Annotated in this window: 25 protein-coding genes; 20 read left to right on the forward strand and 5 right to left on the reverse strand. The window is 63.0% G+C overall.

Annotated features, from left to right (window positions below; all coding sequences use genetic code 11):
* Positions 1 to 19: 19 nt before the first annotated feature.
* The gene (locus EJ576_RS22900) at positions 20 to 1,396 is read right to left on the reverse strand and encodes a PLP-dependent aminotransferase family protein (protein WP_123474088.1); all 1,377 of its coding nucleotides are present in this window, start codon (positions 1,394 to 1,396) and stop codon (positions 20 to 22) included.
* A 133-nt stretch (positions 1,397 to 1,529) separates the two neighbouring features.
* On the opposite strand from EJ576_RS22900, the gene EJ576_RS22905 reads away from it, so the two are divergent.
* The 8 genes from EJ576_RS22905 (at position 1,530) to EJ576_RS22940 (ending at position 9,065) form a co-directional block, all read left to right on the forward strand.
* Positions 1,530 to 2,816 (forward strand): hydroxymethylglutaryl-CoA reductase, degradative, encoded by a 1,287-nt coding sequence (locus EJ576_RS22905; RefSeq protein ID WP_123474087.1) that lies wholly within the window; start codon positions 1,530 to 1,532, stop codon positions 2,814 to 2,816.
* Between the two features lie 2 nt (positions 2,817 to 2,818).
* Entirely contained in the window at positions 2,819 to 3,715 is an 897-nt protein-coding gene (locus EJ576_RS22910; protein WP_123474086.1) for a hydroxymethylglutaryl-CoA lyase, read from the forward strand.
* A 17-nt stretch (positions 3,716 to 3,732) separates the two neighbouring features.
* The gene (locus EJ576_RS22915; RefSeq protein ID WP_126571192.1) at positions 3,733 to 4,959 is read left to right on the forward strand and encodes a CaiB/BaiF CoA-transferase family protein; all 1,227 of its coding nucleotides are present in this window, start codon (positions 3,733 to 3,735) and stop codon (positions 4,957 to 4,959) included.
* Positions 4,956 to 5,411: a MaoC family dehydratase N-terminal domain-containing protein gene (locus EJ576_RS22920; RefSeq protein WP_123474084.1), complete on the forward strand. Its 456-nt coding sequence runs from the start codon at positions 4,956 to 4,958 to the stop codon at positions 5,409 to 5,411. Before EJ576_RS22915 ends, EJ576_RS22920 begins: the two co-directional genes overlap by 4 nt.
* 2 nt (positions 5,412 to 5,413) lie before the next feature.
* On the forward strand, positions 5,414 to 5,809 hold the full coding sequence (locus EJ576_RS22925; RefSeq protein WP_123474083.1) for a hypothetical protein: 396 nt from the start codon (positions 5,414 to 5,416) through the stop codon (positions 5,807 to 5,809).
* 51 nt (positions 5,810 to 5,860) lie between these two features.
* Complete coding sequence (locus EJ576_RS22930; protein WP_126571193.1) at positions 5,861 to 6,346, forward strand: hypothetical protein; 486 nt, start codon at positions 5,861 to 5,863, stop codon at positions 6,344 to 6,346.
* A complete protein-coding gene (locus EJ576_RS22935; RefSeq protein WP_177002930.1) occupies positions 6,346 to 7,731 on the forward strand; it encodes a tripartite tricarboxylate transporter permease in 1,386 nt (461 codons plus the stop codon). The genes EJ576_RS22930 and EJ576_RS22935 overlap by 1 nt, the downstream gene beginning before the upstream one ends.
* Before the next feature lie 89 nt (positions 7,732 to 7,820).
* Positions 7,821 to 9,065: an OprD family porin gene (locus EJ576_RS22940; protein ID WP_126571194.1), complete on the forward strand. Its 1,245-nt coding sequence runs from the start codon at positions 7,821 to 7,823 to the stop codon at positions 9,063 to 9,065.
* On the opposite strand, the gene EJ576_RS22945 is transcribed toward EJ576_RS22940, so the two are convergent.
* A complete protein-coding gene (locus EJ576_RS22945) occupies positions 9,066 to 9,377 on the reverse strand; it encodes a hypothetical protein (RefSeq protein WP_016980119.1) in 312 nt (103 codons plus the stop codon).
* Positions 9,378 to 9,578: 201 nt separating this feature from the next.
* Here EJ576_RS22945 and EJ576_RS22950 point away from each other — a divergent pair, with 201 nt between their 5' ends.
* From EJ576_RS22950 to EJ576_RS22960, 3 genes are read left to right on the forward strand one after another with little or no spacing between them, the layout of a single operon-like run.
* A complete protein-coding gene (locus EJ576_RS22950; RefSeq protein ID WP_178083564.1) occupies positions 9,579 to 10,238 on the forward strand; it encodes a secretin and TonB N-terminal domain-containing protein in 660 nt (219 codons plus the stop codon).
* The gene (locus EJ576_RS22955) at positions 10,235 to 10,780 is read left to right on the forward strand and encodes an RNA polymerase sigma factor (RefSeq protein WP_016980117.1); all 546 of its coding nucleotides are present in this window, start codon (positions 10,235 to 10,237) and stop codon (positions 10,778 to 10,780) included. The genes EJ576_RS22950 and EJ576_RS22955 overlap by 4 nt, the downstream gene beginning before the upstream one ends.
* A 37-nt stretch (positions 10,781 to 10,817) precedes the next feature.
* Complete coding sequence (locus EJ576_RS22960; protein ID WP_126571195.1) at positions 10,818 to 11,744, forward strand: FecR family protein; 927 nt, start codon at positions 10,818 to 10,820, stop codon at positions 11,742 to 11,744.
* On the opposite strand, the gene EJ576_RS22965 is transcribed toward EJ576_RS22960, so the two are convergent.
* Both EJ576_RS22965 and gspH read right to left on the reverse strand, forming a co-directional pair.
* Positions 11,741 to 12,361, reverse strand: coding sequence for a type II secretion system protein GspJ (locus EJ576_RS22965; protein ID WP_126571196.1), 621 nt, complete (start codon positions 12,359 to 12,361; stop codon positions 11,741 to 11,743). The genes EJ576_RS22960 and EJ576_RS22965 overlap by 4 nt on opposite strands.
* The gene (gene gspH, locus EJ576_RS22970) at positions 12,358 to 12,810 is read right to left on the reverse strand and encodes a type II secretion system minor pseudopilin GspH (protein WP_126571197.1); all 453 of its coding nucleotides are present in this window, start codon (positions 12,808 to 12,810) and stop codon (positions 12,358 to 12,360) included. Before gspH ends, EJ576_RS22965 begins: the two co-directional genes overlap by 4 nt.
* A gap of 93 nt (positions 12,811 to 12,903) precedes the next feature.
* Here gspH and EJ576_RS22975 point away from each other — a divergent pair, with 93 nt between their 5' ends.
* Complete coding sequence (locus EJ576_RS22975; RefSeq protein ID WP_126571198.1) at positions 12,904 to 13,335, forward strand: type II secretion system protein N; 432 nt, start codon at positions 12,904 to 12,906, stop codon at positions 13,333 to 13,335.
* Here the strand turns inward: EJ576_RS22975 and gspI are convergent.
* Positions 13,322 to 13,687: a type II secretion system minor pseudopilin GspI gene (gene gspI, locus EJ576_RS22980; protein WP_068933882.1), complete on the reverse strand. Its 366-nt coding sequence runs from the start codon at positions 13,685 to 13,687 to the stop codon at positions 13,322 to 13,324. The two genes, EJ576_RS22975 and gspI, sit on opposite strands and share 14 nt — an antisense overlap.
* Before the next feature lie 148 nt (positions 13,688 to 13,835).
* Here gspI and gspG point away from each other — a divergent pair, with 148 nt between their 5' ends.
* The 8 genes from gspG to EJ576_RS23025 all read left to right on the forward strand — a co-directional run bounded on the left by gspG (position 13,836) and on the right by EJ576_RS23025 (position 23,932).
* Positions 13,836 to 14,285 (forward strand): type II secretion system major pseudopilin GspG, encoded by a 450-nt coding sequence (gene gspG, locus EJ576_RS22985; RefSeq protein WP_028619764.1) that lies wholly within the window; start codon positions 13,836 to 13,838, stop codon positions 14,283 to 14,285.
* Between the two features lie 8 nt (positions 14,286 to 14,293).
* On the forward strand, positions 14,294 to 15,163 hold the full coding sequence (gene gspK, locus EJ576_RS22990) for a type II secretion system minor pseudopilin GspK (RefSeq protein WP_158628960.1): 870 nt from the start codon (positions 14,294 to 14,296) through the stop codon (positions 15,161 to 15,163).
* Positions 15,160 to 16,218, forward strand: a complete 1,059-nt coding sequence (gene gspL, locus EJ576_RS22995) for a type II secretion system protein GspL (protein WP_126571200.1) — start codon at positions 15,160 to 15,162, stop codon at positions 16,216 to 16,218. Before gspK ends, gspL begins: the two co-directional genes overlap by 4 nt.
* The gene (gspM, locus tag EJ576_RS23000; RefSeq protein WP_122724557.1) at positions 16,211 to 16,723 is read left to right on the forward strand and encodes a type II secretion system protein GspM; all 513 of its coding nucleotides are present in this window, start codon (positions 16,211 to 16,213) and stop codon (positions 16,721 to 16,723) included. Before gspL ends, gspM begins: the two co-directional genes overlap by 8 nt.
* Entirely contained in the window at positions 16,720 to 18,987 is a 2,268-nt protein-coding gene (gene gspD, locus EJ576_RS23005; RefSeq protein ID WP_122724559.1) for a type II secretion system secretin GspD, read from the forward strand. The genes gspM and gspD overlap by 4 nt, the downstream gene beginning before the upstream one ends.
* Positions 18,988 to 19,804: 817 nt before the next feature.
* Entirely contained in the window at positions 19,805 to 21,223 is a 1,419-nt protein-coding gene (gene gspE, locus EJ576_RS23015; protein WP_028619769.1) for a type II secretion system ATPase GspE, read from the forward strand.
* Entirely contained in the window at positions 21,223 to 22,434 is a 1,212-nt protein-coding gene (gspF, locus tag EJ576_RS23020; RefSeq protein WP_122726196.1) for a type II secretion system inner membrane protein GspF, read from the forward strand. Before gspE ends, gspF begins: the two co-directional genes overlap by 1 nt.
* 316 nt (positions 22,435 to 22,750) lie before the next feature.
* Positions 22,751 to 23,932 carry a substrate-binding domain-containing protein gene (locus EJ576_RS23025; RefSeq protein ID WP_123474076.1) on the forward strand — a complete coding sequence of 394 codons (1,182 nt, stop codon included), beginning with the start codon at positions 22,751 to 22,753 and terminating at the stop codon, positions 23,930 to 23,932.
* Positions 23,933 to 23,970: the final 38 nt, after the last annotated feature.

Here is a 23,970-nt window from a genome sequence, read left to right on the forward strand (position 1 = left end):
AATATTGTGTAAAAGGCCATTATTGAAGCTCACGAATGATCCGGCAAAAGACCGGGTCATCCAGGTACGCCACGTTCAGGCGGGTCCAGGGCGAGGTATCTTTTGGCTGGGTCGAGAAGATCGAGCCGGGTGCGAGCATCACGCCCTGGGCCAGGCAGTGCCGGGTGAGCACATGCGCGTCCTCGATATGCGGGAAGCGTGCCCACAGGTACAGGCTCTGCTCCGGGCGGCAAAACACCTCGGCGCCGAGGTCGTCGAGCAGGTCGAGGCCGCGCGCGGTGGCGTGGCGCAGGCGGTCTTGCAGGCGCGACAGGTGCCGTAAAAACTGCCCTTCGCCGAGGATCACGTCGATAGTGCGCTCACTGTATTCGGCGCCGCTGTTGTGCAGGATCATCTTGATGTCCGCCAGTTCTTCCACGCGTTGTTTGCTGCCGGCGATAAACCCCACACGCAACGCCGCCGACACCGATTTGGAAAAACTGCCGACATACAGCGTGCGGTTGAGCTGGTCGAGGGAGGACAACTTGATCGCGGAGCTGGGCTTGAAGTCGGCCATTGCATCGTTTTCCACCAGTAGCAGGTCATAGGTCTCGGCGATTCGCAGCAGTTGGTGCGCCTTAGCCGGAGACAGGTCCGAGCCGGTGGGGTTGTGGCCGATGGACTGCAGGAAGAACAGGCGCGGTCGATGGGCCTTGATCAACTGCTCCAGCACCTGCAGGTTCGGCCCGTCGGGCTCGCGGGGCACACCGAACATGCGCGCGCCTTGCAATTGCAACTTGCCGAACAGCGGGTAGTAACCGGGGTCTTCCACCAGCACCGGGTCGCCGGGGTTGAGGTAACGACGGATGATCAGGTCCATCGCGTGGTTGGCGCCCAGGGTGGTCACCAGTTGGCGCGGTGAGACGGGCAGCGCGTAGTCCGCCAGTTTTTGCACCAGCCGTGTGCGCAGTCCGGCATTACCCAGGCGTGTGCCATAGCGAAACAGCGTGGTCACGCCTGCCCGCACGACCTGGCGGTGGAACTTGTCCAGGCGCATGTCCATCAGCCATTCCACTGGCGGAAAGCCTTCACCCAGGTGCGAGTGGCCAGGGTCGCGCACGAACTGCTGGCGCATCATCCAGATAGTGTCCAGCGCCCGGTTGTAGGGTTGGCTGTCTTCCTCTTCGCTGGTGTGGGCCACGCGCTTGATCACGAAAAAGCCCTGGCCGTGGCGCGCCTCCACCAGCCCCTCGGCGGCCAGGTGTTCATAGGCGGTGATCACCGTGTTCTTCGAATGCCCATGCAGGCGCATGTATTCGCGCAGAGACGGCAGCTTCTCGCCGGCCTTGAGGGCGCCGTCGGTGATTTGCTGGGCGATGGCGCTGGCCACCTGTTGCGCGAGGGTCGTGCGCGACATGCTGCAATTCCTTGTGGATGCTTCTTATGGGTACAGTGTCTGAACTGTCCGGCAAAACTGTACCTTCTTTCAAGGCTACAGATGGGGCAATTTGACGGCATCCAATAACAAATGACTCCTTGAGGAGCCCTGCATGTCGATCGATTCCCGCTTGCCCAATTTCCGCTGCCTCACCCCCAGTCAGCGCCTTGAGCACCTGCAACCCTTGCTCGGCCTGAGCAACGAAGACCTGGCGCTGCTGCGCGATGCCGGTGCGCTGCCGCTGGAAATCGCCGACGGTATGATCGAGAACGTCATCGGCAAATTCGAGTTGCCGTACGCCGTCGCCAGCAACTTCCGTATCAACGGTCGCGACGTGGTGATCCCGCTGGTGGTAGAGGAGCCGTCGGTGGTCGCCGCCGCATCGTTCATGGCCAAGTTGACCCGCCCGGCCGGTGGTTTCCAGACCTCCAGCAGCGCGCCGTTGATGCGTGCGCAGGTGCAGATCATCGGCATACGCGACCCGTTTAATGCGCGCTTGAGCCTGCTGCGCAACAAAGACGAAATCATCGCCCTGGCCAATAGCAAGGATCAGTTACTGAACACGTTGGGAGGGGGTTGCCGGGACATCGAAGTGCACATCTTCGCTGACAGTCCGCGCGGGCCGATGCTGGTGGCGCACCTGATCGTCGACGTGCGCGACGCCATGGGCGCCAATACCGTCAACACCATGGCCGAGGCCGTGGCGCCGCTGATGGAGCGCCTCACCGGCGGTAAAGTGCGCCTGCGCATCCTGTCCAACCTGGCCGACCTGCGCCTGTGTCGCGCGCAGTTGCGCATCGCCCCGGAACACTTGGCCACCGCCGAATACAGCGGTGAAGAGGTGATCGAAGGCGTGATTGATGCCTACACCTTTGCTGCCATCGACCCGTATCGCGCCGCCACCCACAACAAGGGCATCATGAATGGCATCGACCCGTTGGTGGTTGCCACCGGCAATGACTGGCGCGCGGTGGAAGCCGGTGCGCATGCCTACGCCTGCCGCAGCGGTCACTACGGTTCGCTGACCACCTGGGAGAAAGACAGCCAGGGCCACCTGGTCGGTACTCTGGAAATGCCCATGCCCCTGGGCCTGGTCGGCGGCGCCACCAAGACTCATCCGCTGGCGCAACTGTCGCTGCGTATTCTAGGGGTGAAAACTGCCCAGGAGCTCGGTGAAATCGCCGTCGCCGTTGGCCTGGCACAGAACCTGGGTGCCTTGCGTGCCCTGGCCACCGAAGGTATCCAGCGTGGGCATATGGCGCTGCATGCACGCAACGTGGCGCTGTCCGCCGGAGCCAGGGGCGACGAAGTGCAGTGGCTGGTCGAGCGCATGGTCGCGACCCACGACGTGCGTGCCGACAGTGCCCGCGCGCTGCTGCTCGACAAGCGCGGGCAGTGAGCATGGACAGCGTTCGGCTGGTGGAGGTGGGCGCGCGCGACGGCTTGCAGAATGAAGCGCGTAGCCTGTCGGTAGACACTCGAATCGCCCTGGTGGAGCGCTTGGCCGATGCCGGTTTGCGCACCCTCGAGGCGGGGGCCTTTGTGTCGCCGCGGTGGGTGCCGCAAATGGCCAATTCCGATGCCGTGCTGCGCGGCCTCGGCCAGCGCACCGGGGTGACCTACACCGCGTTGGTGCCCAACCTGCAAGGCCTGGACATGGCCCTGGCCGCCGGTTGCCGTGAGGTGGCGGTGTTCGCCGCGGCGTCCGAGGCGTTTTCGCAGAAGAACATCAACTGTTCGATCGCTCAGAGCCTGGAGCGCTTCGAGCCGGTGCTCGCCAAAGCCCTGGAGGCGGGCGTTGCAGTGCGCGGCTACGTTTCCTGCGTGCTGGGCTGCCCGTTTACCGGCGCGGTCCCCGTCGAACAAGTGGTCGCCGTCAGCAAGGCCCTGTACACCATGGGCTGCTATGAAATCAGCCTGGGCGACACCATTGGCACCGGCACGCCAGGGGCAACCGCGCGGTTGATCGAGGCCTGCGCCGACGCAGTGCCGCTCAGCGCATTGGCCGGGCACTTCCATGACACCTATGGCATGGCCGTGGCCAATGTGCAGGCCGCTTGGCAGGCCGGCGTTCGAGTGTTCGACAGCTCTGTCTCCGGCCTGGGTGGTTGCCCTTACTCACCGGGCGCCACTGGCAACGTAGCGACTGAAGAGCTGGTGTACCTGTTTGAAGGCCAAGGCATCGCCACGGGCGTCGACCTTGCACAATTGATCGAGGTAGGCGTCTTTATTGATAGTCAGCTGCACCGCAGCGGCGCGTCGCGGGTCGCCAAGGCACTGCGCGCACGCATCCAATAACAATACGTGGAGCACCCATGAACCCTCTCGCAACCACCTTGGCCGGCTTCGGCCCGCTCAAGGGCGTGACCATTCTCGACCTCACCCGCGTGGTGGCCGGGCCTTATTGCGCCATGCTGCTGGCGGACATGGGCGCCAGCGTGATCAAGATCGAGCACCCCGCTGATCCCGATCTGACCCGCGAATTCCCGCCCATGAGCCGCAGCGTCAGTGCGCCGGTCAGCGGCTTTTTCGCGCAGTTCAATCGCAACAAACAGGCGGTGTGCCTGGACCTCAAGCACCCGGACGGCAAGGCAACCTTCCTGGACATGGTGCGCAAGGCCGATATCGTTATCGAGAACTTCCGACCCGGCACCATGGACAAGCTGGGCCTGGGCTACGCGGTTCTCAAGGCGGTCAACCCGGCGCTGGTGTTTACCGCCATCAGTGGCTTCGGCCAGCATGGGCCCAACTCATCACGCCCGGCGTTTGACAGCAGCGCCCAGGCCTGTGGTGGCCTGTGGTCGATGAACGGCACCGTTGAAGAGCCGATGCGCGTCGGTACGGTGCTGGGGGATTTGTCGGCGGCGCTGTACGCCGCCATCGGAACCCTTGGGGCCCTGCGTGAGGCCGAGCGCAGCGGTCAGGGCCAACGGGTGGACGTGTCCCAGCAGGATTCGATCATCTCCCTGACCGAAAACGCCGTGGTCACCTACACTGAAACCGGCGAAGTGGTCGGGCCTACTGGCAACGGCCATCCCTTCGTCAAGCCTTACGGTCGTTATGCGTGCAAGGACGGCTTCGTCTTCTTCGGTGCCTACACCGACAAGTTCTGGCGCGAGGCCTGCCATGCGTTTGGTGATGCGGCCCTGGCCAGTGACCCGGAAATCGACACCATGGCCAAGCGTTTCGACCACGCCACCTACCTGCGGCGGGTCAAGCCCATCGTCGAAGGTTGGTGCGCCGCCTACACCAAGGCCGAGCTGGAGGCCCTGACCGGCGACCGCTTCCCGTTGTCACCGATCAAGAGCATGGATGAAGTGGTGGCCGATCCCCATGTGCGTGAGCGCGACATGGTCATCAGCGTCGAATGCCAAGGCGCGCATTTCGAGGTGTTCGGTAACCCGGTGAAGCTTTCCGGTGGCACCTTGGAGAAAGGTGCCAGCGCCCCTGGCGTCGGCCAGCACAACCAACAGATTTACCGTGAATGGCTGGGCCTGGATCAGGCGCAATACGACGACTTGGTCGCGCGAGGTGTGATTTGAGCCTGCTTACCGCCGAGATCAAGGCGTGTATCGGCCTGGCATTGCCGCCCGTGCGCTTTGAAATCAGCCGCCAGGATATCCGTAAATACGCGGTCGCCACCGGCCAGCGCCAGGCACGGTTCCTGGCAGGGGATGAGGCGCCGCTGATGTTTCTGTTCAGTGTGCTGATGCCGGTGTTGCCCCTGGACCAATTGCGTGAGGACGGCCATTTCCCGGATAACGCGCTGCTGCCGGAACTGCCACTCAAACGTATTCTGGCCGGGGGCAGCCGCTATCAAGTGTACCGGCGTATTTATCCGGGTGATGTGCTGGTTTGCCGCCAGACATTGGTGGATATCCATGAAAAACAAGGCAGTGACGGACCGTTGATTTTCCTGGTGTTCGAAAACCGCTTCGAAAGCGAGGCGGGCGAGCCGCTGGTGATCGAACACCTGACCCGGATAGCGAGGTAACCATGCCCCTGATCGAAATCGGCCAGGCTTTGCCCGAACGCCAATACTCACCGGGCACGGTGCAGTTGTTCCTGTACAACGCGGCGATCTGGAATGCACACCGCATTCACTACGACCTGGACTACGCCCAGAAAAGCGAGGGCCACCCGGCGTTGTTGGTGGACGGCCCGTTGCAGGGTGACTGGTTGACGCAGTTGCTCTACGACTGGATGGAGGACGCGGACGAACTGGTGGCGTTCGAGTACAGCAACCGTCGCGCCGCCTATGTAGGTGATGTGTTTACCGCCAAGGGTGAGATCCATACGGTGGAGGGCAACTGCATCACGTTGCTGTTGCAGCTAGTCAATCAACAGGGCCAGGCGACCACGGTGGGTCGCGCCACGGTTCGCAAGACCTGAAGCTTCACCCCCCTTATAAAAACAACAAGCCCGAAAGGGCCGGAGGGCACCATGCAGCAACCCCTTTTACCGTCGGACAAGCAACACCTGTATGAAGTCTGGGGCGACACCATTGACGCGCGTCACCTGGCGCTGTCCATCGGTATTGGCGCAGTGGTCAGCCTCGGCGCGTATTTTGCGGCGCAACACCTGTTGCACTACGTGGTGGAGTCGGCGCAGATGGCGCGTGCCTACGCCATGTTGATCGGCATTCTCGGCTGTCTCGCCGGCGGCGCGATCAGTGCCAGGTTGTTTGCGCCCAAGCGCGATGTGCAGGAAAACGTCGCCGACCAGAGCTTTCGCGAGCAAGTGGTGGCCGATCTGCTCAAGGAGTACGGCAGCCTGGGACGCCTGGAAGATCTGTCCGCCGAGGTGATCGCGGAACTGCGTGAATTGGAGCTGTATGAGTTGTTCCGCGAAGCCCAGGCCCGCGAAGAAAATGTGCCCGTCACGTCGGCGCCCGTACTTACGGCCAGCCTCAGCGGAGGGCGCGGGTGATGGACATCTTGTTGCATGAAATCATGATGGCCTTCGCCCTCGGGCTGCTCGGCGCGGTGGTGTTTGCCGCCATCGGCCTGGTCTCCGGTACTGACGAAACCACCACCCTGGCGCCCCTGACCATGCTGGTGGTGCTCCTCGGTGCGCCTCCAGCCGGGGTGCTGACGTTCTTTCTCGCTGGAGCAGTCGCCAAGCACATGACCCATGCCGTGCCCACCGCGTTGCTGGGGATTCCCGGCGACACTTCGGCCACGGCGTTGCTTGCCGATGCGAACTACCTGCGCAAGCTCGGCGTGCCGCATATAGCCCTGCGCAAGATGATCTCCGGCGGAGCGGTGGCGGCCTTGATTGCGGTGCCGCTGTCGGTGCTGTTCGCCGTGTTGCTGGCGCCGTTTGGCGGGGTGATCAAGCAGTTCGCGCCTTGGGTGTTCCTGTGCGCCGCATTCACCATCGCCTACTTCTCGGCGGGCCGTTGGGCCGCAGTGCTGGCTCTGGTGCCGTTCGTGGTGGTGATCGTGGCGCTGCAATCACTGACGGGGCAATACGGGGTCAAGCTGTCGGTGAGCTACTTCCTGGGTATTGCCGTGGCACCGCTGATTGCCTCGCTGTTTTCGCTATTGGCTCCCAGCGAGCGCCAGCGCATGCGGCGCGATCAGTACCGGGTGTTTTCCCTGGCACCGGACGTGAAGGGCTGGAGTGGCTATTTCCCCAACCCGTTCAAGGTCATCAACCCGCGCCAGGTGCGTGTGACGGCCATGGCCGCCAGCGTGTCCAGCGCCACCTTCGTGTTCAGCCCGGTGGCGATGACGGTGATCATGGGCGAAGTGATTGGTTCGCGGATCAAGCATGCCTATGACCGCCTGACCACGGTGATCACCGCGCGTAACGGAGTGACCGAGTCGACCTACATCGCTGAAACCCTGATCCCGCTGATGGCATTCGGTTTGCCCCTGAGCCCGGTGGCAGCGGGCCCCGCTGCGCCGTTGTTCAACGCGCCACCACGGTTTTTCGTCGACAACGCCACCGGTGAAATCAACAACCTGCATAACCTGCTCAACACCTGGGAATTCCTTGGCTACGGCATGCTTGCGGTGATCGTGGCGATCCTGGTGGCTTACCCCTTCACCATGAACTTCGCCCACGGCGCGGCGGCTTATGTGGTGCGCAAGATCAGTCATGAAGCGGTGATTGCGACCTTTATCGGCCTGGTGCTGGTGATCGGTATCTGGGAAGGCGGGCTGCTCGGGCTAATGGTGATCATCACCGTGGGCTTGCTCGGCGGGTTCCTGGCGCGCTTCCTGGGGTTCAACATCGGCGTGCAATTCATGGGCTACTACACGGCGGTCCTGACGGTGCCTGCAATCATCGCGCTGACCGGCCACTAAATCCGCAACACCTCACCTCAACACTCTAGCCAGCAGATACCGGTTATCTGCGACGGGAGGCGTTTGCCTCCCAGAAAGGAATAATAAAAATGAAGATCCTTTTGCGCTCCAACCCTGTTGTGTTCACTTGCCTTGTCTTCAGCGCCGCCAGCAGTTACGCCGATGGCTTCCTGGAAGACGGCAAAGCCTCGCTGAACCTGCGTAATTTTTACCTGAACCGCAACTTTGTCGATGGCAACTACCCCCAGGCCAAGGCTGAGGAGTGGACCCAGAGCTTTATCCTTGACGCGCGCTCCGGCTACACCGCAGGCGTGGTCGGCTTTGGCGTGGACGTGCTGGGGCTGTATTCGCTGAAGCTCGATGGCGGCAAAGGCACCGCCAATACCCAATTGCTGCCGGTGCATGACGATGGGCGCCCGGCGGACGATTTCGGCCGGCTCGGCGTGGCGTTCAAGGCCAAGCTGTCGAACACCGAACTCAAGGTCGGGGAATGGGCGCCGACTTTGCCGGTGCTGCGTTCTGACGATGGCCGTTCGCTGACCCAGACCTTTCGCGGCGCGCAGTTGACCTCGAAAGAATTCAGCGGCGTGAGCCTTTACGGCGGCCAATTCCGCGCCAACAGCCCACGTAACGATGCCAGCATGGAAGACATGTTCATGGCCGGTCGCCCGGATGCCACCTCCGACCGTTTCAATTTTGGCGGGGCCGAGTACCTGTTCAACGACAAAAAAACCCAGGTCGGCGCCTGGTATTCAGAACTGGCCGACATCTACCAGCAACGCTACTTCAACTTGACCCACAGCCAACCCGTAGGCGGCTGGGTGTTGGGCGCCAACCTGGGGTTCTTCTCCGGTGCGGAGAACGGCAAGGCATTGGCCGGCAACCTGGAGAACCGCGCTTTATCGGCCATGCTTTCAGCCAAAACCGGCGCTCATACGGTCTATGTCGGGTTGCAACGGATGTCCGGCGACAACGGCTGGATGCGCGTCAATGGCACCGCCGGCACCAGCCTGGCCAACGACAGCTATAACTCCAGCTACGACGCCGCCAAAGAGCGCTCCTGGCAACTGCGCTACGACTACGACTTCGCCGCCCAAGGCTTGCCTGGCCTGACGCTGATGACGCGCTATATCCGCGGCAGCAATGCCCACGTCGGCGCACGTACCGACGGTGAAGAATGGGGGCGCGAATCAGAGTTGGCCTATGTGGTGCAGAGCGGACCGGTCAAAAACCTCAATGTGCGCTGGCGCAATTCGACCTTGCGTCGGGACTTCAGCACCAATGAGTTCGATGAAAACCGCTTGATCATCAGTTACCCGCTGTCGTTGCTGTAGTCAGGGCCGCTGCGGTTTCACCGATGTCCCGAACGTGTTGCCCATACGCACGCTGGTCGCCGCCGGGGTGGATAAACCCACCGCGTTCGGCGGCCGTTTTTCCACGGGGATGTTCTGGGCTTCGCGGTTTTTCTTCGCCGCCTTGGTCGCATTCGTATCGTTGCCCATCTGCTGGCTGAGGCAGCCATAGTCGGGCGCCTTGTAGCCATCCACGCTGACTTCGGCGCACGTGCCGGCAGCGCTCTCGGCGTGGGCGAGCACGGGCATGGCAGCGCACAGCAACAGGCTGGCGAGGGTCGGTAACAGCTTCATCGGGCCTCCTGGCAGGCCCTGAGGAGTGGGCCGGTAAGGGTTGAAAGTGTAGTGCAGCGGGCTTCTCATCACCGTGATGTTTTTTTTGCTATCACCGTAACATCAGGTTCATAAACTGGCCTCAGGATGACGGTTTTCTAGGGCGCGTCGGCCGTGCAGCGATGCAGAGCAGGGGGTGAACAGGGAGTCTGGAGGCGCGTCATGTGCGCCCTGGTCTTGCTGTTGCTGTTGGCCGGCGGTCGTACGGCGCAGGCAGAGTCACTGCTGCTGTCGTTGAACCTGCCGGCGCAAGACCTGGAACATGCACTGCAAGCCTACAGCCGCGCCACCGGGATGGCGGTGCTGGTGGACCGCGAGTTGACGCGGGGCCGGCGCTCCATCGGGGTACGCGGACGCTTTACGGCGCAAGAAGCACTGGCGATGTTGCTGACAGGGAGTGGCCTGATGGCACGTTATGCACGCAGCGATGCGTTTACCTTGCAGACCCCGCAGGTCAGCCAGCCACCGCCCACAAAAGGGGCGGCGACACGCAGCGCCGCGCGGATCAACAACAGCTACGCGACGGCATTGCAGCAAGCCATCGAGACCAGCCTGTGCCGCTCGCCGCTGACCCGGCCCGGCAGTTTTCGGGCATTGGTGCAGGTGTGGGTCAACCCGGACGGGGTGATTGAACACAGCCGGTTGGTCAGCTCTACCGGCGATGAACAACGCGATGAAGCACTGGTGCGCAACCTGAGCGCAGCCCGGGTCCAACGCCCGGCGCCGAGTTCACTGCGCCAACCGGTGACTTTACTTCTGATGCCTGACACAACAGGAACACGCATGGAATGCACAGCAGCGAAAGGAACCTGGGGCGGATGAAAAATACCGGGCACAGTACGATGGTCAGCTTGTTCCTGGCCTCCTACGAAGACTTCAAGGTGCGTTTGCGCAAGCGCCTGGGCTCGGAAGACCTGGCCAACGACGTGCTGCACGAAACCTACCTGCGGGTCGACCGCATGGACGTGCCGCCCAACCTGCAACAGCCCAACGCCTACCTGTACCGCATGGCCCTGAACATCGCCGCTGACCGCCGCCAGGCCGATGCGCGCCTGCTCACCGGCAGCGAAGTGGAAGAACTGCTGCAAAGCGCCGACGAAGCCCAGGACCCGTCGCGGGTGGTGGGCGGCCAGAAAGAGATCCAATCCTTGGTCAAGGCGCTTTACGAACTGCCGGCACGCCGCCGCAAAATCCTCATCGCCGCGCGCCTGGAAGAGGCGCCGCACCTTGAGATTTCCCAGCGTTTCGGCATCTCCACGCGCATGGTCGAGAAGGAAATCAAGGCCGCCCTGGGCCACTGTGCCAAGCGCCTCGAAAGAAAAGTGATTCAGCGGTTCGGTCCCGGGGCCGGAAAACCGTCTTAGTGTCGAGTCCCTGATAAATCCGTGAGTACGTGCGCGCTTGAATATTTTCAGCTTCCCCAACGCCCGGCCATCCGCCGCCAGCCCCCTGCACGATGAAGCCCGCGATTGGCTGCTCCTGCTGACCTCGGGCCGCGCCACCGTGGCCGATGCCAAGGCGCTCAAGACCTGGTGCGCGCAGAGCCCGGAGCATGCCCAGGCATTCGAGCAGGCCAAGGTGCTGTGGCAAAACCTCACACCGGCCCTCGACCAGGTGGCGCAACCGCGCAGCTTTGGTCGACGGGCGTTCCTGGGCGGCGCGATTGCCGCTTCGGCCGCGGTGGTGATGGTGCGCGTCGGCGTGCCGGGTGGCTTTGCCGGGCTTACCGCGGACTATCACACTGACGTCGGTGAGCAGCGCCAGGTGCTGTTAAGCGAGGGGATCAGCTTGGAGCTCAACACCCAGACCCGCATCAGCCGGGTGGGGCAGGGCATTGAACTGCTTGAAGGCGAAGTCGAAGTGCTCGCCCACGTTGCCCAACCGCTCAAGGTCCAGGCCGGCGAGGGTTGGGTGAGCGCGGCGCAGGCGCGGTTCAACGTGCGGCATACCGATCACACCGTGTGTGTCACCTGTATCGAAGGGTCGCTGTCGGTGGACGCTGCCGGCAACAGCATGAGCCTGGGCAGTGGCCGGCAATTGACCTACAGCACTGCCGGTTTCAGCGAGGTGACGACAGTCGACACCCAGGCAGTCGTGGCCTGGCGTGAACAGGTGCTGGTGTTCAACAACGCCACGTTGGCGACGGTGGTGGATGAGATCAACCGGTACCGACCTGGGATGCTTGTATTGCTTAACAAGCAACTGGGACAGCGCCGGGTGCAGGCACGGTTCAGTCTGCAGCAACTGGCGGGCGTGGCGTTGTTGATTCGCGATGCATACGGGGCGAAGTGCACGGAGTTGCCGGGTGGGGTGGTGTTGTTGAGTTAATTCATCGACCCCAACGGCCCCACCACCTGCCGATATTTTTCCACGCCCTGAGGCGTCTGCCGCACCAGACTGATTTCCAGTCCCAGCGGATCCTCCCGACGATTTCCGCTCAATTGTCGCCATCCCTTGTCTGCGTCCCACACTCGCACCTGCAGGTCACTCACACCGGTCAACACCACCACCCCATCCTTGGCCGCCGGCAGCGGGTATCGGTCCCGCGTCGGGGCGGCGGCGCGGTACAACGAGTCGCCCTTGAGCCACCAGCGCACGCGTTGCAGCCCATCCCCGGCCATCGGAGCGCTGCGGATCACGTCCAGCCTGAAGCCCTTGCTGTCGGAGCTGCGCACGATCACGGCGGCCAGCCCTTCGGTTTTGGGCGCCTCGTCTTGCGACACATCGGTGGCGACCAGCTCAACACTGGCGCGCAAGCTGATGTCGCGCTGCATCTGGTTCAGTGCCCGCAGCAGCACCTCCGTCTGCTCACTGCTCGCCTGCAAATGCTGATCAGCGCGCGTCACGCTGTCCAGCCCACGCCAGGCGATCAGACTGACCACCGCCATGAGCATGATCGCCACCATCACTTCGATCAGGGTGAAGCCTTGCTGGGAGGTGTTCATGGTTGACTCACTACGCGCATCAAGCCGGCGGCGTCGCGTTGCAGGCTGAGGCTGTGTTGCCCGTCGGACAGCACCACCCGCAGCGGTGGGTTGATCCATTCGGCATTGAGCACCAGGGTTTGCCGGGGTTCGATGTTGATCTGCATGGGCGTGCTTTCCCAGAGGCGCGGCCGCAGTTGGGTGTCGCCCTGGAAAGACTCCACGCTCCTCCCATCATCGCTGCGGCGGTTGAAACCAAACCCCTTGGCATCCGCACGCCAGGTGATGGGACGGCCGTCGGCGTGGGCTTGGGCCTGGGCGACTTGCAGCAATTGGCTCAGGCGCTCGGCGTCTTTGCGCAGCAGGTGCAGCGGGTCGGGTTTGATCGTGAGGCTGATGGCGGCGCTGGCGATGCCGATGATCACCAGCACCACCATCAGCTCAATCAGGGTGAAACCTTGCTGTTTCATCGCGGGCTTCCTGGAGAACTGGGGAGTCTGTGAAATAAAAGCGTGCGAATTGATCTGTAGGCTGGTGCGACGGACAAACAGGAGGTCCTCCCCATGGCATTTGCCCATCGTTTCACCCTGGCCCACGGCGTGCAGGCGCTGGGTGTGCTGGCCGCCCTGGCGGGCGTGGCGGTATGGACGCCGCTGCTGCTCACCAGCGCCGAATCCCACACGCCCCAAGCCACGCCCCAGGCACTCGCGGCGCGCAGCGATAACCCGGCGCTGCAATGGTTTTCCAATGCGCCGACGGCGCTGCAGGTGAAGGTCACGGGTGTGCTGGCGGGCGCCCGTGGTGCGGTGGCGATCCTCAGTCTCAACGACGGACCGCCGCGCAGCTTTCTATTGGGCGAGCGGCTCAGCCCCAGCGTGCGGTTGACGGCCATCGAAGGCGATGGAGTCGAGATCGAGCGCGGTGGCGAGAAGCTGCGCGTCAACCTCGACAAGTTGCCGGACGGCCCTGCGCTGCCGCTGCTCACTCGGCCATGACCTGGGTGTCCAGCCGCGCCAGGGGTGGCGCTTCGCGGCTGGCGTCGAGCACCTGCAGGTTGACCTGAAACAGGCGGCCATCGGCGTTGATGGTCTGCTCGCAACGCAGTTTCAGGCGGCCTTGATCGCACTCGAAGGTCTTCTTGCCGCTGCGCAAGTGGCCTTCCAGGCGCAGTTCCGCCAGGCGACTCTGCGCCGCCAGCAACGCGATCGATTTATCCCGCAGCAAGCCGTTGCTCTGGGTCATCAGCCCGGCCACGCGTACGGCGGCGGCCATGGCCACGGCGATGATCGCCAGCGCCACCAGCACCTCGATCAGGGTAAAACCTTGCTCCTTGCGACGGCCGTACATGGTGCTCTCAAAGCCGGGAAACAGGCCCGCAGACTAGCGCCGGCAGTTGACCGATTGGCGACCGAAACTCCCGAGGATTTTCAATACGACTGACATGTGTTCTTGCAACACTGCGCCACGAATTGCACTCAAGCCAAGGAATGTCGAGATGGATATCGCGCGCCTAACGTCCCCATTGCCAGGCCCTCGCGGGCAGCGTGGCTTCACCTTGATCGAGATCATGGTGGTGGTGGTCATCCTCGGGATCCTGGCCGCCATGGTGGTGCCCAAGGTGCTGGACCGGCCGGACCAGGCAAGGGCCACGGCGGCCAAGCAGGACATCGGTGGGTTGATGCAGGCGCTGAAACTCTATCGGCTCGACCACGGTACCTACCCGAACATGAACCAAGGTCTGAAAGTGCTGGTGGAGCGCCCGGCGGACGCGAAGAACAGCAACTGGCGCGCCTACCTGGAACGGTTGCCCAACGACCCGTGGGGCAACCCTTATCACTACCTTAACCCAGGCGCCAACGGTGAGGTCGATGTGTTCTCCCTCGGTGCCGATGGCCAGCCGGATGGCGAGGGTGTGAATGCCGATATCGGCTCCTGGCAGCTGTAAGGCCCATTATGAAACGGTATTCGCCCCCAGCGGCGAAGCAGCGCGGCATGGCGATTATCAGCGCCTTGCTGATCGCTGCGGTGGTCGCGGTGTTGGCCGGCGCCATGCTCACGCGCCAGACCGTGTTCACCCGCGGCCTGGAAGCCGAGCAGCTGCGCATCCAGGGCCAGTGGTTGTTGCAGGGTGGCCTTGAGCGCAGCCGACAGATGCTCTGGGACGCACGCCAGAAGGACGTGCTGACCCGCCTGGACCAGCCTTGGGCCCGCGCTCAAAGGGGCGAATTTGAGGGCCGGATCGAGGACGAGCAGGGCAAGTTCAACCTGCGCAACCTGGTCAATCGCCAGCAGGTGGATGCCGAACAGTTACAGAGTTTCGAGCGGCTGTGCCGGCTGATCGGCGTCGATCCGGCCGTGAGTCGGCGCATAAGTCAGCGGGTGATTGCCTCTTATGAACCGCCTGCCAAATACCCGATGCTACGCAGCCTGGATGACCTGAGTGGGATTGAAGGCCTCAACCCCGTCATGTTGCAGCGCATGCAGGCCTACATCAGCGTGTTGCCCGGCCAGACCTGGATCAACGGCAACACCGCCAGCGCCGAAGTGCTCAGCGCGGTGGTGCCGCAGCTCAGCCTGTCCCAGGCCCACGGGCTGGTGGCCGAGCGCGACAGTGGGCAGTGGTTCATCAACCGTGGGGATTTTGTCAATCGCCTGCGGCTGCCCCAAGTGGCGGTGGACACAGTCCAGGTGGGCATCACCAGTGAATGGTTTCGCGTGCAGGGCCAGGCCCGGCGCGAGCAGCGGCGGGTGACGATCGACGCGTTGTTGCATCGCCCGGAAGACCGTCAGCCGCGCGTCATCTGGTCGCGGGTGGGTGTATGAAACGCCTGCGCATCGGCTTGCCGCCCCTGGATCAATTGACCGCTGACAGCAGGGTCAGATTTGCCTGGTTGGAGCGTGGCGCAGTGATTGAAGAGGGGTATGAAAGCCTGACGCAATTGGCAACATTCCGCCAGGCAATCGACTGTTTCCTGCATCCGCGCGACAGCCTGCTCACCAGCCTGGAGCTGCCACCACTACCCGCCACGAAAACGGCGGCGGCGGTGGCCTGCGCGGCGCAGGCGCTGATCCTCGGCCCGGTCGAACAGATGCAGGTGGCCCACGGCCCGCGCGAAAACGACGGGCGCGTGCACGTTGCGTGGGTGCCCAAGGCCGGGTTGGCGCGGCTCGCGCAACTGCCAATCAAACTACGCGGTCTGTACCCGGCGCCTTATGCCTTGCCGGTGGGTGCTGCTGCGTTGGATGACGGCTATCTGTTGACACGTGACAGCCTGCAACAAGGCGCGGTGCACCCACTCGGCTTGCAGGCGCTGGATGTGCAACTGGTTGACGCGGCGCAGCGTTGGAGTGGGCCTGTACCCACTTGGGGCTTGCACGGCGGTCTCATCCAGCCTTCGACTGTTGGATGGGGCCGGGCGCTGGCCTGTGTCGCGCTCGCCACCGCCATTTGGACCCTCGGCCTCAACCTGTACGCCGCACGTCAGGTAGAGGACGGCCAACGCCTTAAAGCCTTGATGAGCCAACAGGTGCGCCAAGCGTTTCCTGAGTTGCCAGTGGTGCTCAACCCCCTGCAGCAAGCCCGACAGCAATTGGCCGCCCGCCAGACCGGTGCGGCCGCCGACCCCGGCCAACGCTTTACCAGCCTGCTGCAACTGGCCGGCAGCAACCTGCCGTTCATGGTCGGCAGCGTCGACAACCTGAGCTTTGAGCAGGGGCGTCTGCATGTGGCATTGCTCGCCGACAGTCGTAACCCGGCCGCCGAGGGTGAATGGCAGGCGGCGCTGGCCCAGGCCGGGTTTACCGCCAGCCGCGATGAGCATGCCTGGACGATTGCCCCGGCCCAGGCCGCAGAGAAGCCAGGAGCCGGCGATGAATAAAGTACAGCGAGTGCGCAGCCAGGCCCAGGTGTTCTGGAACGGCCTGGCCCTGCGCGAAAAACGCTTGCTTGGTGGTGCCGGGCTGGTGCTGGCGAGCTTGCTGACCTGGCTGGTGCTGGTGCAGCCCGCGCTGAAGAAGATCGATTACTGGCAGGCCGAAACCCCCAAGCTGCGCGCCCAGGCCGCAGCCTTGCAGGTGCTGTTGCAGGATGTCGCCGCGCCCCGTCAGGGTGACGAAACCACCCTGCGCCAGGCCTTGGATGGCGCGGGTCTGCAAGGCCATTACCAGTTGCAGGCGCTGGAACCCACGGGGTGGCGGCTGACCTTCGACAACGCGCCGGCCGATGCCGTGGTGGGTTGGTTGCTGGGCAATACCCGTTCGTTTTCCCTGGAGGTGTCCGAGGCGCGATTGCAGCGCACCCTCGACACCGTCGACAACTCGGCCGGCACTGTGTCCGGGACCGTTCGCATGGATCAGGCGCTTGGCGCTAAGGAAGCTTCATGAAGTGGTCAGTTCCCCCGTTTCGTCTGGTCGCGCCGCTGCTGGTGCTGGCCCTGAGTGCGTGCAGCAGCCAGCAGGCGCCCAAGCCGTTGCTGGTGGACAGCGAGCTCGGCCAACCGCTGGCCGAGACGCGTAGCAACGGCGAGACCTTGCAAGATCGTCTGCGCGAACCCGTCCCCAAAGCTCCCGTACAACACCGGGTCACCAACAGCGCACGCGGCCATGCCCCGGCGGTGGTCAAGGCACGCAACCCGTTGGGTGACCAGCCAGTCCAGCTCAACTTCGTCGACGCCGATATCCAGGCGGTGGTACGCGCACTGTCCCGCGCCACCGGCCAGCAATTCCTGGTGGACCCGCGTGTGAAGGGCAACCTCACCCTGGTCAGCGAAGGCCAGGTGCCGGCGCATCAGGCCTACGACATGCTGCTGGCGGCGCTGCGCATGCAGGGCTTCAGCGTGGTCGACGTCGGCGGCGTGGCCCAGGTGGTGCCCGAAGCCGATGCCAAATTGCTCGGTGGACCGATCTACAGCGCCGGCAGCAGCGGCATGCAGACCCGCACGTTCCGCCTGCAATATGAGAACGCGGTGAACCTGATCCCGGTGCTGCGCCCCATCGTGTCGCCGAACAACCCGATCAACGCCTACCCCGGCAACAACAGCATCGTGATCACCGACTACGCGGAAAACCTGGCGCGGGTGGCGCAGATCATCAACGGCATCGACACGCCCAGCGCCATCGACACCGACGTGGTGATGGTGCAGAACGGCATCGCCGTGGACATCGCCGCCATGGTCTCCGAACTGCTGGAAACCCAGGGCGCCGACCAGACCCAGAAGATCAACGTGATCGGCGACCCGCGCTCCAACTCGATCATCATCCGCTCCGGCAGCCCGGAGCGTACCGAGCTGGCGCGCAACCTGATCTACAAACTCGACAACGCCCAGAGCAACCCCAGCAACATGCACGTGGTGTACCTGCGCAACGCCCAGGCGGGCAAATTGGCGCAATCGCTGCGCGGGTTGTTGACCGGCGAAAGCGATTCCGGCGTCAGCGACGACGCGCGTGGCAAGCTCAGCGCCATGGGCGGCAATGGCAAGAACAGCCAAGGCGCGGGCAACGCGCAAAACAGCAGCGGCACACCCACCGGCAGTGGTGTGCAATCCGGTTACGGTCAATCCACGGGTTCAACCGACACCGCCAGTGGTACCTCCAAAGATCAGGACACCGCGTTCAGCGCCGGGGGTGTGACCATCCAGGCCGACGCCACCACCAACACCTTGCTGATCTCTGCACCGGACCCGCTGTACCGCAACCTGCGTGAAGTCATCGACATGCTCGACCAGCGCCGCGCCCAGGTGGTGATCGAAAGCCTGATCGTGGAAGTCGGCGAAGACGATGCCACTGAGTTTGGCGTGCAGTGGCAGGCCGGCAATCTCGGTGGCAAGGGTGGGTTTGGTGGCGTGAATCTCGGCGGCAGCGGCGTAAATGGCAAGCCGGGTAGCCCCACCAGTATCGACGTGTTGCCCAAGGGGCTGAACGTGGGCTTGGTCAACGGAACCGTGGATATTCCTGGTATCGGCAAGGTGCTCGACCTCAAGGTGTTGGCGCGTGCGTTGAAGAGCAAGGGTGGCACCAACGTGTTGTCGACGCCGAACCTGCTGACGCTGGACAACGAAGCGGCGAGTATTTTTGTGGGGCAGACGATTCCGTTTGTCACCGGCAGTTATGTGACTGGCGGCGGGGGCACCAGCAACAACCCGTTCCAGACGGTGCAGCGTGAGGAGGTGGGGTTGAAGCTGAATGTGCGGCCACAGATTTCCGAGGGCGGTACGGTGAAGCTGGATATCTACCAGGAGGTCAGTACGGTGGATACGCGGGCGTCGGTGGAGGCAGGGACGGTGACCAACAAGCGGGCGATCGATACCAGTATTTTGCTGGATGACGGGCAGATCATGGTGCTCGGCGGGTTGCTGCAGGATGGGTATAGCCAGAGTAATGATGCGGTGCCGTGGTTGTCGGACATTCCAGGGTTGGGGGCGTTGTTCAGGAATGAAAAGCGCAGTGTGAACAAGACCAATCTGATGGTGTTTTTGCGGCCTTATATTATTCGGGACAGTGGGGCGGGGCGCAGTATTACGTTGAATCGGTATGAGTTTATGCGGCGGGCGCAAGGGGGGTTGCAGCCGGAGCATAGTTGGGCGATGCCGGATGTGCAGGCGCCGCAGTTGCCTTCGGTGGAGAAGGCGATTCCTCGGGGGCGGCCTTGAAGGTCTTGACCGTGTACATATCCGTTGCTGCGGTAACGGCGGCTTATGGTTCCGCTCTTACAGCGGGTCACTTTTGGAAGAGCCCAAAAGTAACCAAAAGGCTCTCGCCCCACCACTCGGCACCTCGCTTAGGCTCGGTGTGCCCTCACTCCGGCTTTGGAGCGTGGGCCGCCGCGATGGGCCATCCTTGGCCCAGCGCGGCTAACCCGGCGTCCTGCCGGGTTACCCACGCTCCAAAGCCTACGTTCGGCCAGCGTGGTTTTACGGGGCGCCGAAGATCAAAAGCCAAAGCAAAAGCAGAGCGCGGCGGCCTTAAAGCCGACCGGTTTCTTATTGTCGACCCTTGCCAAATGTGGGAGCTGGCTTGCCTGCGAATGTATCGCCTGGGTCTATCTGATTCACCAAGGCGCCCGCATCGCAGGCAAGCCAGCTCCCACAGAAAAGCCATCTGCGGTGCACAAAAAAATGTCTTTGCTCTACACCACTCAAGCCGGCTGTCAGGCCGCTGTGCTCTTGCTTTTGATTTTGATCTTAGGCGCCCCGTCAAACACGCTGGCCGGAATTCGACAGGGATTTGGGGGGTAAACCGGCAGGGATGCCGGTTTAGCCGCCCCGCGCCATGGATGGCGCGTGGCGGCGGCCCCCCAAATCACTGTCGGATTACGGGCACACCGAGCCTAGGCGAGGTGCCGAGTGTTGGGGCAAGAGCGTTTTGCTTACTTTTGCGCTTTTCAAAAGTGAGCCGCCGTAAGGGCGGAACCAATAGTCGCCGTTACCCAAAAAACGGATATGTACACCTAAAAACAGGTCCAACCCAATGAGCCTACTCCCGTACGCCTGGGCCAAATCCCAACGCATCCTCCTGCGCCCCAGCGCCGAGGGCATGCTACTAACCGTGTGCCCCTCAACCCCCGGCTGGTCCATCAGCGAAGTCCACCGCCAATTCGGCCAAACCCATCTCGAACAGGTCCGCGACGACGAACTCGACGGCCTGCTCACCAGCGCCTACGCCGACACCGGCAGCGCCGCCGCTGTAGTGGGCGCCGCCGAAAACGAGGTCGACCTCGACCGCCTCATGCAAGACATGCCCGAAGTCACCGACCTGCTCGACACCCAGGACGGCGCCCCGGTAATCCGCATGATCAACGCCTTGCTGACCCAAGCCGCCCGCGACGAAGCCAGCGACATCCACATCGAACCCTACGAAACCCACTCCGTCGTGCGCTACCGCGTCGACGGCACCCTGCGTGACGTGGTCTCACCCCGCAAGGCATTGCACGGCGCGCTGGTCTCGCGGATCAAAATCATGGCCCAACTCGATATCGCCGAAAAACGCCTGCCCCAGGACGGCCGTATCGCCCTGCGCGTAGCCGGGCGACCCATCGACATTCGCGTGTCCACGGTGCCCACCGGGCATGGCGAAAGAGTCGTCATGCGCCTGCTGGACAAACAAGCCGGGCGCTTGCAGTTGGAGACCCTGGGCATGGAGCCGCAGTTGCTGGCACGCCTGGATACGCTGATCCGCCAACCCCACGGCATCGTACTGGTCACCGGCCCCACCGGCAGCGGCAAGACCACCAGCCTGTATGCCGCGCTGGCGCGGTTGGATGCGAGTACCAGCAATATCCTCACCGTGGAAGACCCGGTGGAATACGACCTGCCGGGCATCAGCCAGATCCAGGTCAACGCCAAGATCGACATGACCTTCGGCCTGGCCCTGCGGGCGATCCTGCGCCAGGACCCGGACATCATCATGATCGGTGAAATCCGTGACCTGGAGACCGCACAAATCGCCGTGCAGGCCTCGCTCACCGGTCACTTGGTGCTGGCAACCTTGCACACCAACGATGCAGTGTCGGCGGTCAACCGCCTGATCGATATGGGCGTCGAACCCTTCCTGCTGGCCTCGTCATTACTCGGCGTGTTGGCCCAGCGTCTGGTGCGCCGCCTGTGCCCGCACTGCAAGCAGGAGGACCCGGCTGCGCCTGGCACGTGGCGCCCGGTCGGGTGTGCGCAGTGTAATCAGATCGGCTACAGCGGTCGTACGGGTATCCATGAGTTGTTTTGCGTCGATGACGATGTGCGCAGTTTGATCCATCAGGGCGCCAACGAGCAGGACCTGCGCCTGGCCGCGCGACGTGCCGGGATGTTCAGCATGCGTGAAGACGGCGAGCGCTGGGTGCGCAGCGGCGCCACCGCGCCTGAAGAAATCCTGCGCGTAACACGGGACGCCTGATGAATCGCTATCGCTATGAAGCAGCCGATGCCAGCGGCAAAGTCCAGGCCGGGCATGTGGAGGCCGATAGCCAGAGCGCGGCATTTGCCAGCCTGCGCAGCCGGGGCTTGACCGCACTGCTGGTGCAGATCGAAGGTAATCAGCAAACAGCGGCGGGCAGCAGCCTGTTCACCGCCAAGCTGTCGGACAACGACCTGGCCTGGGCCACGCGGCAACTGGCGAGCCTGTTGGGCGCCAGTCTGCCGTTGGAAGCCGCCTTGAGTGCCACGGTGGAGCAGGCCGAGAAAAAACACATTGCCCAGACCTTGGCCGCTGTGCGCGCCGACGTACGCGGCGGCATGCGCCTGGCGGATGCGTTGGCGGCGCGGCCACGGGATTTTCCGTCGATTTATCGCGCGTTGATCGCGGCGGGGGAGGAGTCCGGCGACCTGGCCCAGGTGATGGAGCGCCTGGCCGACTACATCGAGGAACGCAACAACCTGCGTGGCAAGATCCTCACTGCGTTTATCTACCCCGGCGTGGTGGGGCTGGTGTCCATTGGTATTGTGATTTTCCTGCTGAGCTACGTGGTGCCGCAGGTGGTCAGTGCGTTTTCCCAGGCGCGCCAGGATCTGCCGGGGCTGACGTTGGCGATGCTCAACGCCAGTGACTTTATCCGCGCCTGGGGCTGGCTGTGTTTTGCCGGGATTGTCGGCGGTTTCTGGAGCTGGCGCCTGTATTTGCGCAACCCGGTGGCGCGTTTGAGTTGGCATAGCCGGGTGTTGCGCCTGCCGCTGATCGGGCGTTTTGTGCTGGGCCTGAACACCGCGCGGTTTGCCTCGACCTTGGCGATTCTCGGCGGTGCCGGGGTGCCGCTGTTGCGCGCCCTGGAGGCGGCGCGGCAGACCCTGTCCAATGATCGCCTGAGCCAGTGCGTCAACGACGCCACCGCCAAGGTGCGCGAGGGCGTCAACCTGGCCCCGGCGTTGGCGGTGGAGAAGGTGTTCCCGCCGGTGTTGATCCACCTGATCGCCAGTGGCGAAAAAACCGGCTCGCTGCCACCGATGCTAGAGCGTGCGGCGCAGACCCTGTCGCGCGATATCGAACGCCGCGCAATGGGCATGACCGCGTTGCTGGAGCCGCTGATGATCGTGGTGATGGGCGCGGTGGTGCTGGTGATTGTCATGGCGGTGCTGTTGCCGATCATTGAAATAAATCAACTGGTCACCTAGCTCACCCGACCGACCTCGGGTTCCTTGTTGCGTCATATTTTCACACCCTGCGCGGCCTCCAGCCATGGCTGCTGAAACCTCGCTGTCACCTGCGCCGAAATCGCTCAAAACCGTGACCAAAACACCCGAGAATCTTTTTAGAAATCAAGGTGTTCCTCCCGAGGTTTTTTCCCATAACCGTCATCGGAAACTGCGACTTTCTCTCCCATGGTTTTAACCCCTGGCCACCCCCGAAAAAGGGCTTGGGACAGAAGCCATGGCGTCATGCAAGAGCCCTCTACCCCAAACGTACAAACACGACGAAAGGAGATTCTTCATGTTTAAGCGCAACGTTCTCGCGGTATCCGTGACCCTCGCCGCACTGTGCTCGGCCCAGGCTGCAATGGCTGACATCAACGGCGGCGGCGCAACCCTGCCACAGCCGCTGTATCAAACCGCTGGCGTACTCACCACTGGCTTCGCTCCGTACATCGGCGTGGGCAGCGGCAACGGCAAGGCTGCATTCCTGACCAACGATTACACCAAGTTCGTGGCTGGCGTGACTAACAAGAACGTGCACTGGGCTGGCAGCGACTCGAAGCTGTCCGCTACTGAGCTGTCGACCTATGCTTCTGCCAAGCAACCGGCCTGGGGCAAACTGATCCAAGTGCCTTCGGTAGCTACTTCGGTTGCCATTCCGTTTAACAAGGCCGGTACCAACGCGGTTGACCTGAGCGTTGACCAACTGTGCGGCGTGTTCTCCGGTCGTTTGACCACCTGGAACCAGATCACCAACTCCGGCCGCACTGGCCCGATCGCCCTGGTGTACCGCAGCGAGTCCAGCGGCACCACTGAGCTGTTCACGCGCTTCCTGAATGCCAAATGCACCGAAGCCAAGCCTTTCGCAGTGACTACCACCTTCTCCTCGAGCTACGGCGGTGGTCTGCCATCGACGGCTGTGGCCGCCACTGGCAGCCAGGGCGTGATGGATGCACTGAACGCCGTTGAAGGCCGTATCACCTACATGAGCCCGGATTACGCTGCGACCACCCTGGCCGGTCTGGATGACGCCACCAAAGTGGCCAAGGTTGGCGGTGTTTCCCCAGCACCTGCCAACGTATCGGCTGCGATCGGCCTGGTTCCAGCGCCAACCGAAGCCCGTGCGGATGGCTCGTTCATCGACGCGACCAACCCGGACAACTGGGTGCCGGTATTTGCCGCCACTGCAAGCGGTCCAGCCACCTTCGCTTACCCATCCAGCGGCTACCCGATCCTGGGCTTCACTAACCTGATCTTCAGCCAGTGCTACGCCGACGCTACCCAGACCACCCAAGTGCGCGGCTTCTTCGCCCGTCACTACGGTGCTTTCGGTAACAACGACACCGCCATCAGCAACAACCGCTTCGTACCGCTGCCAGCCAACTGGAAAAAAGCCGTGCGTGACACCTTCGCCACCGCTTCCAACGCTCAAGGCATCGGCAACACCAGCGTCTGCAACGCCATCGGTCGTCCGCTGTAACCCACGCTTCAACGACCCGCAACACCGATCAGCAACGG

It is taken from the genome of Pseudomonas sp. C 49-2 (assembly GCF_003970195.1).
Taxonomy (GTDB): Bacteria; Pseudomonadota; Gammaproteobacteria; order Pseudomonadales; family Pseudomonadaceae; genus Aquipseudomonas; species Aquipseudomonas canadensis.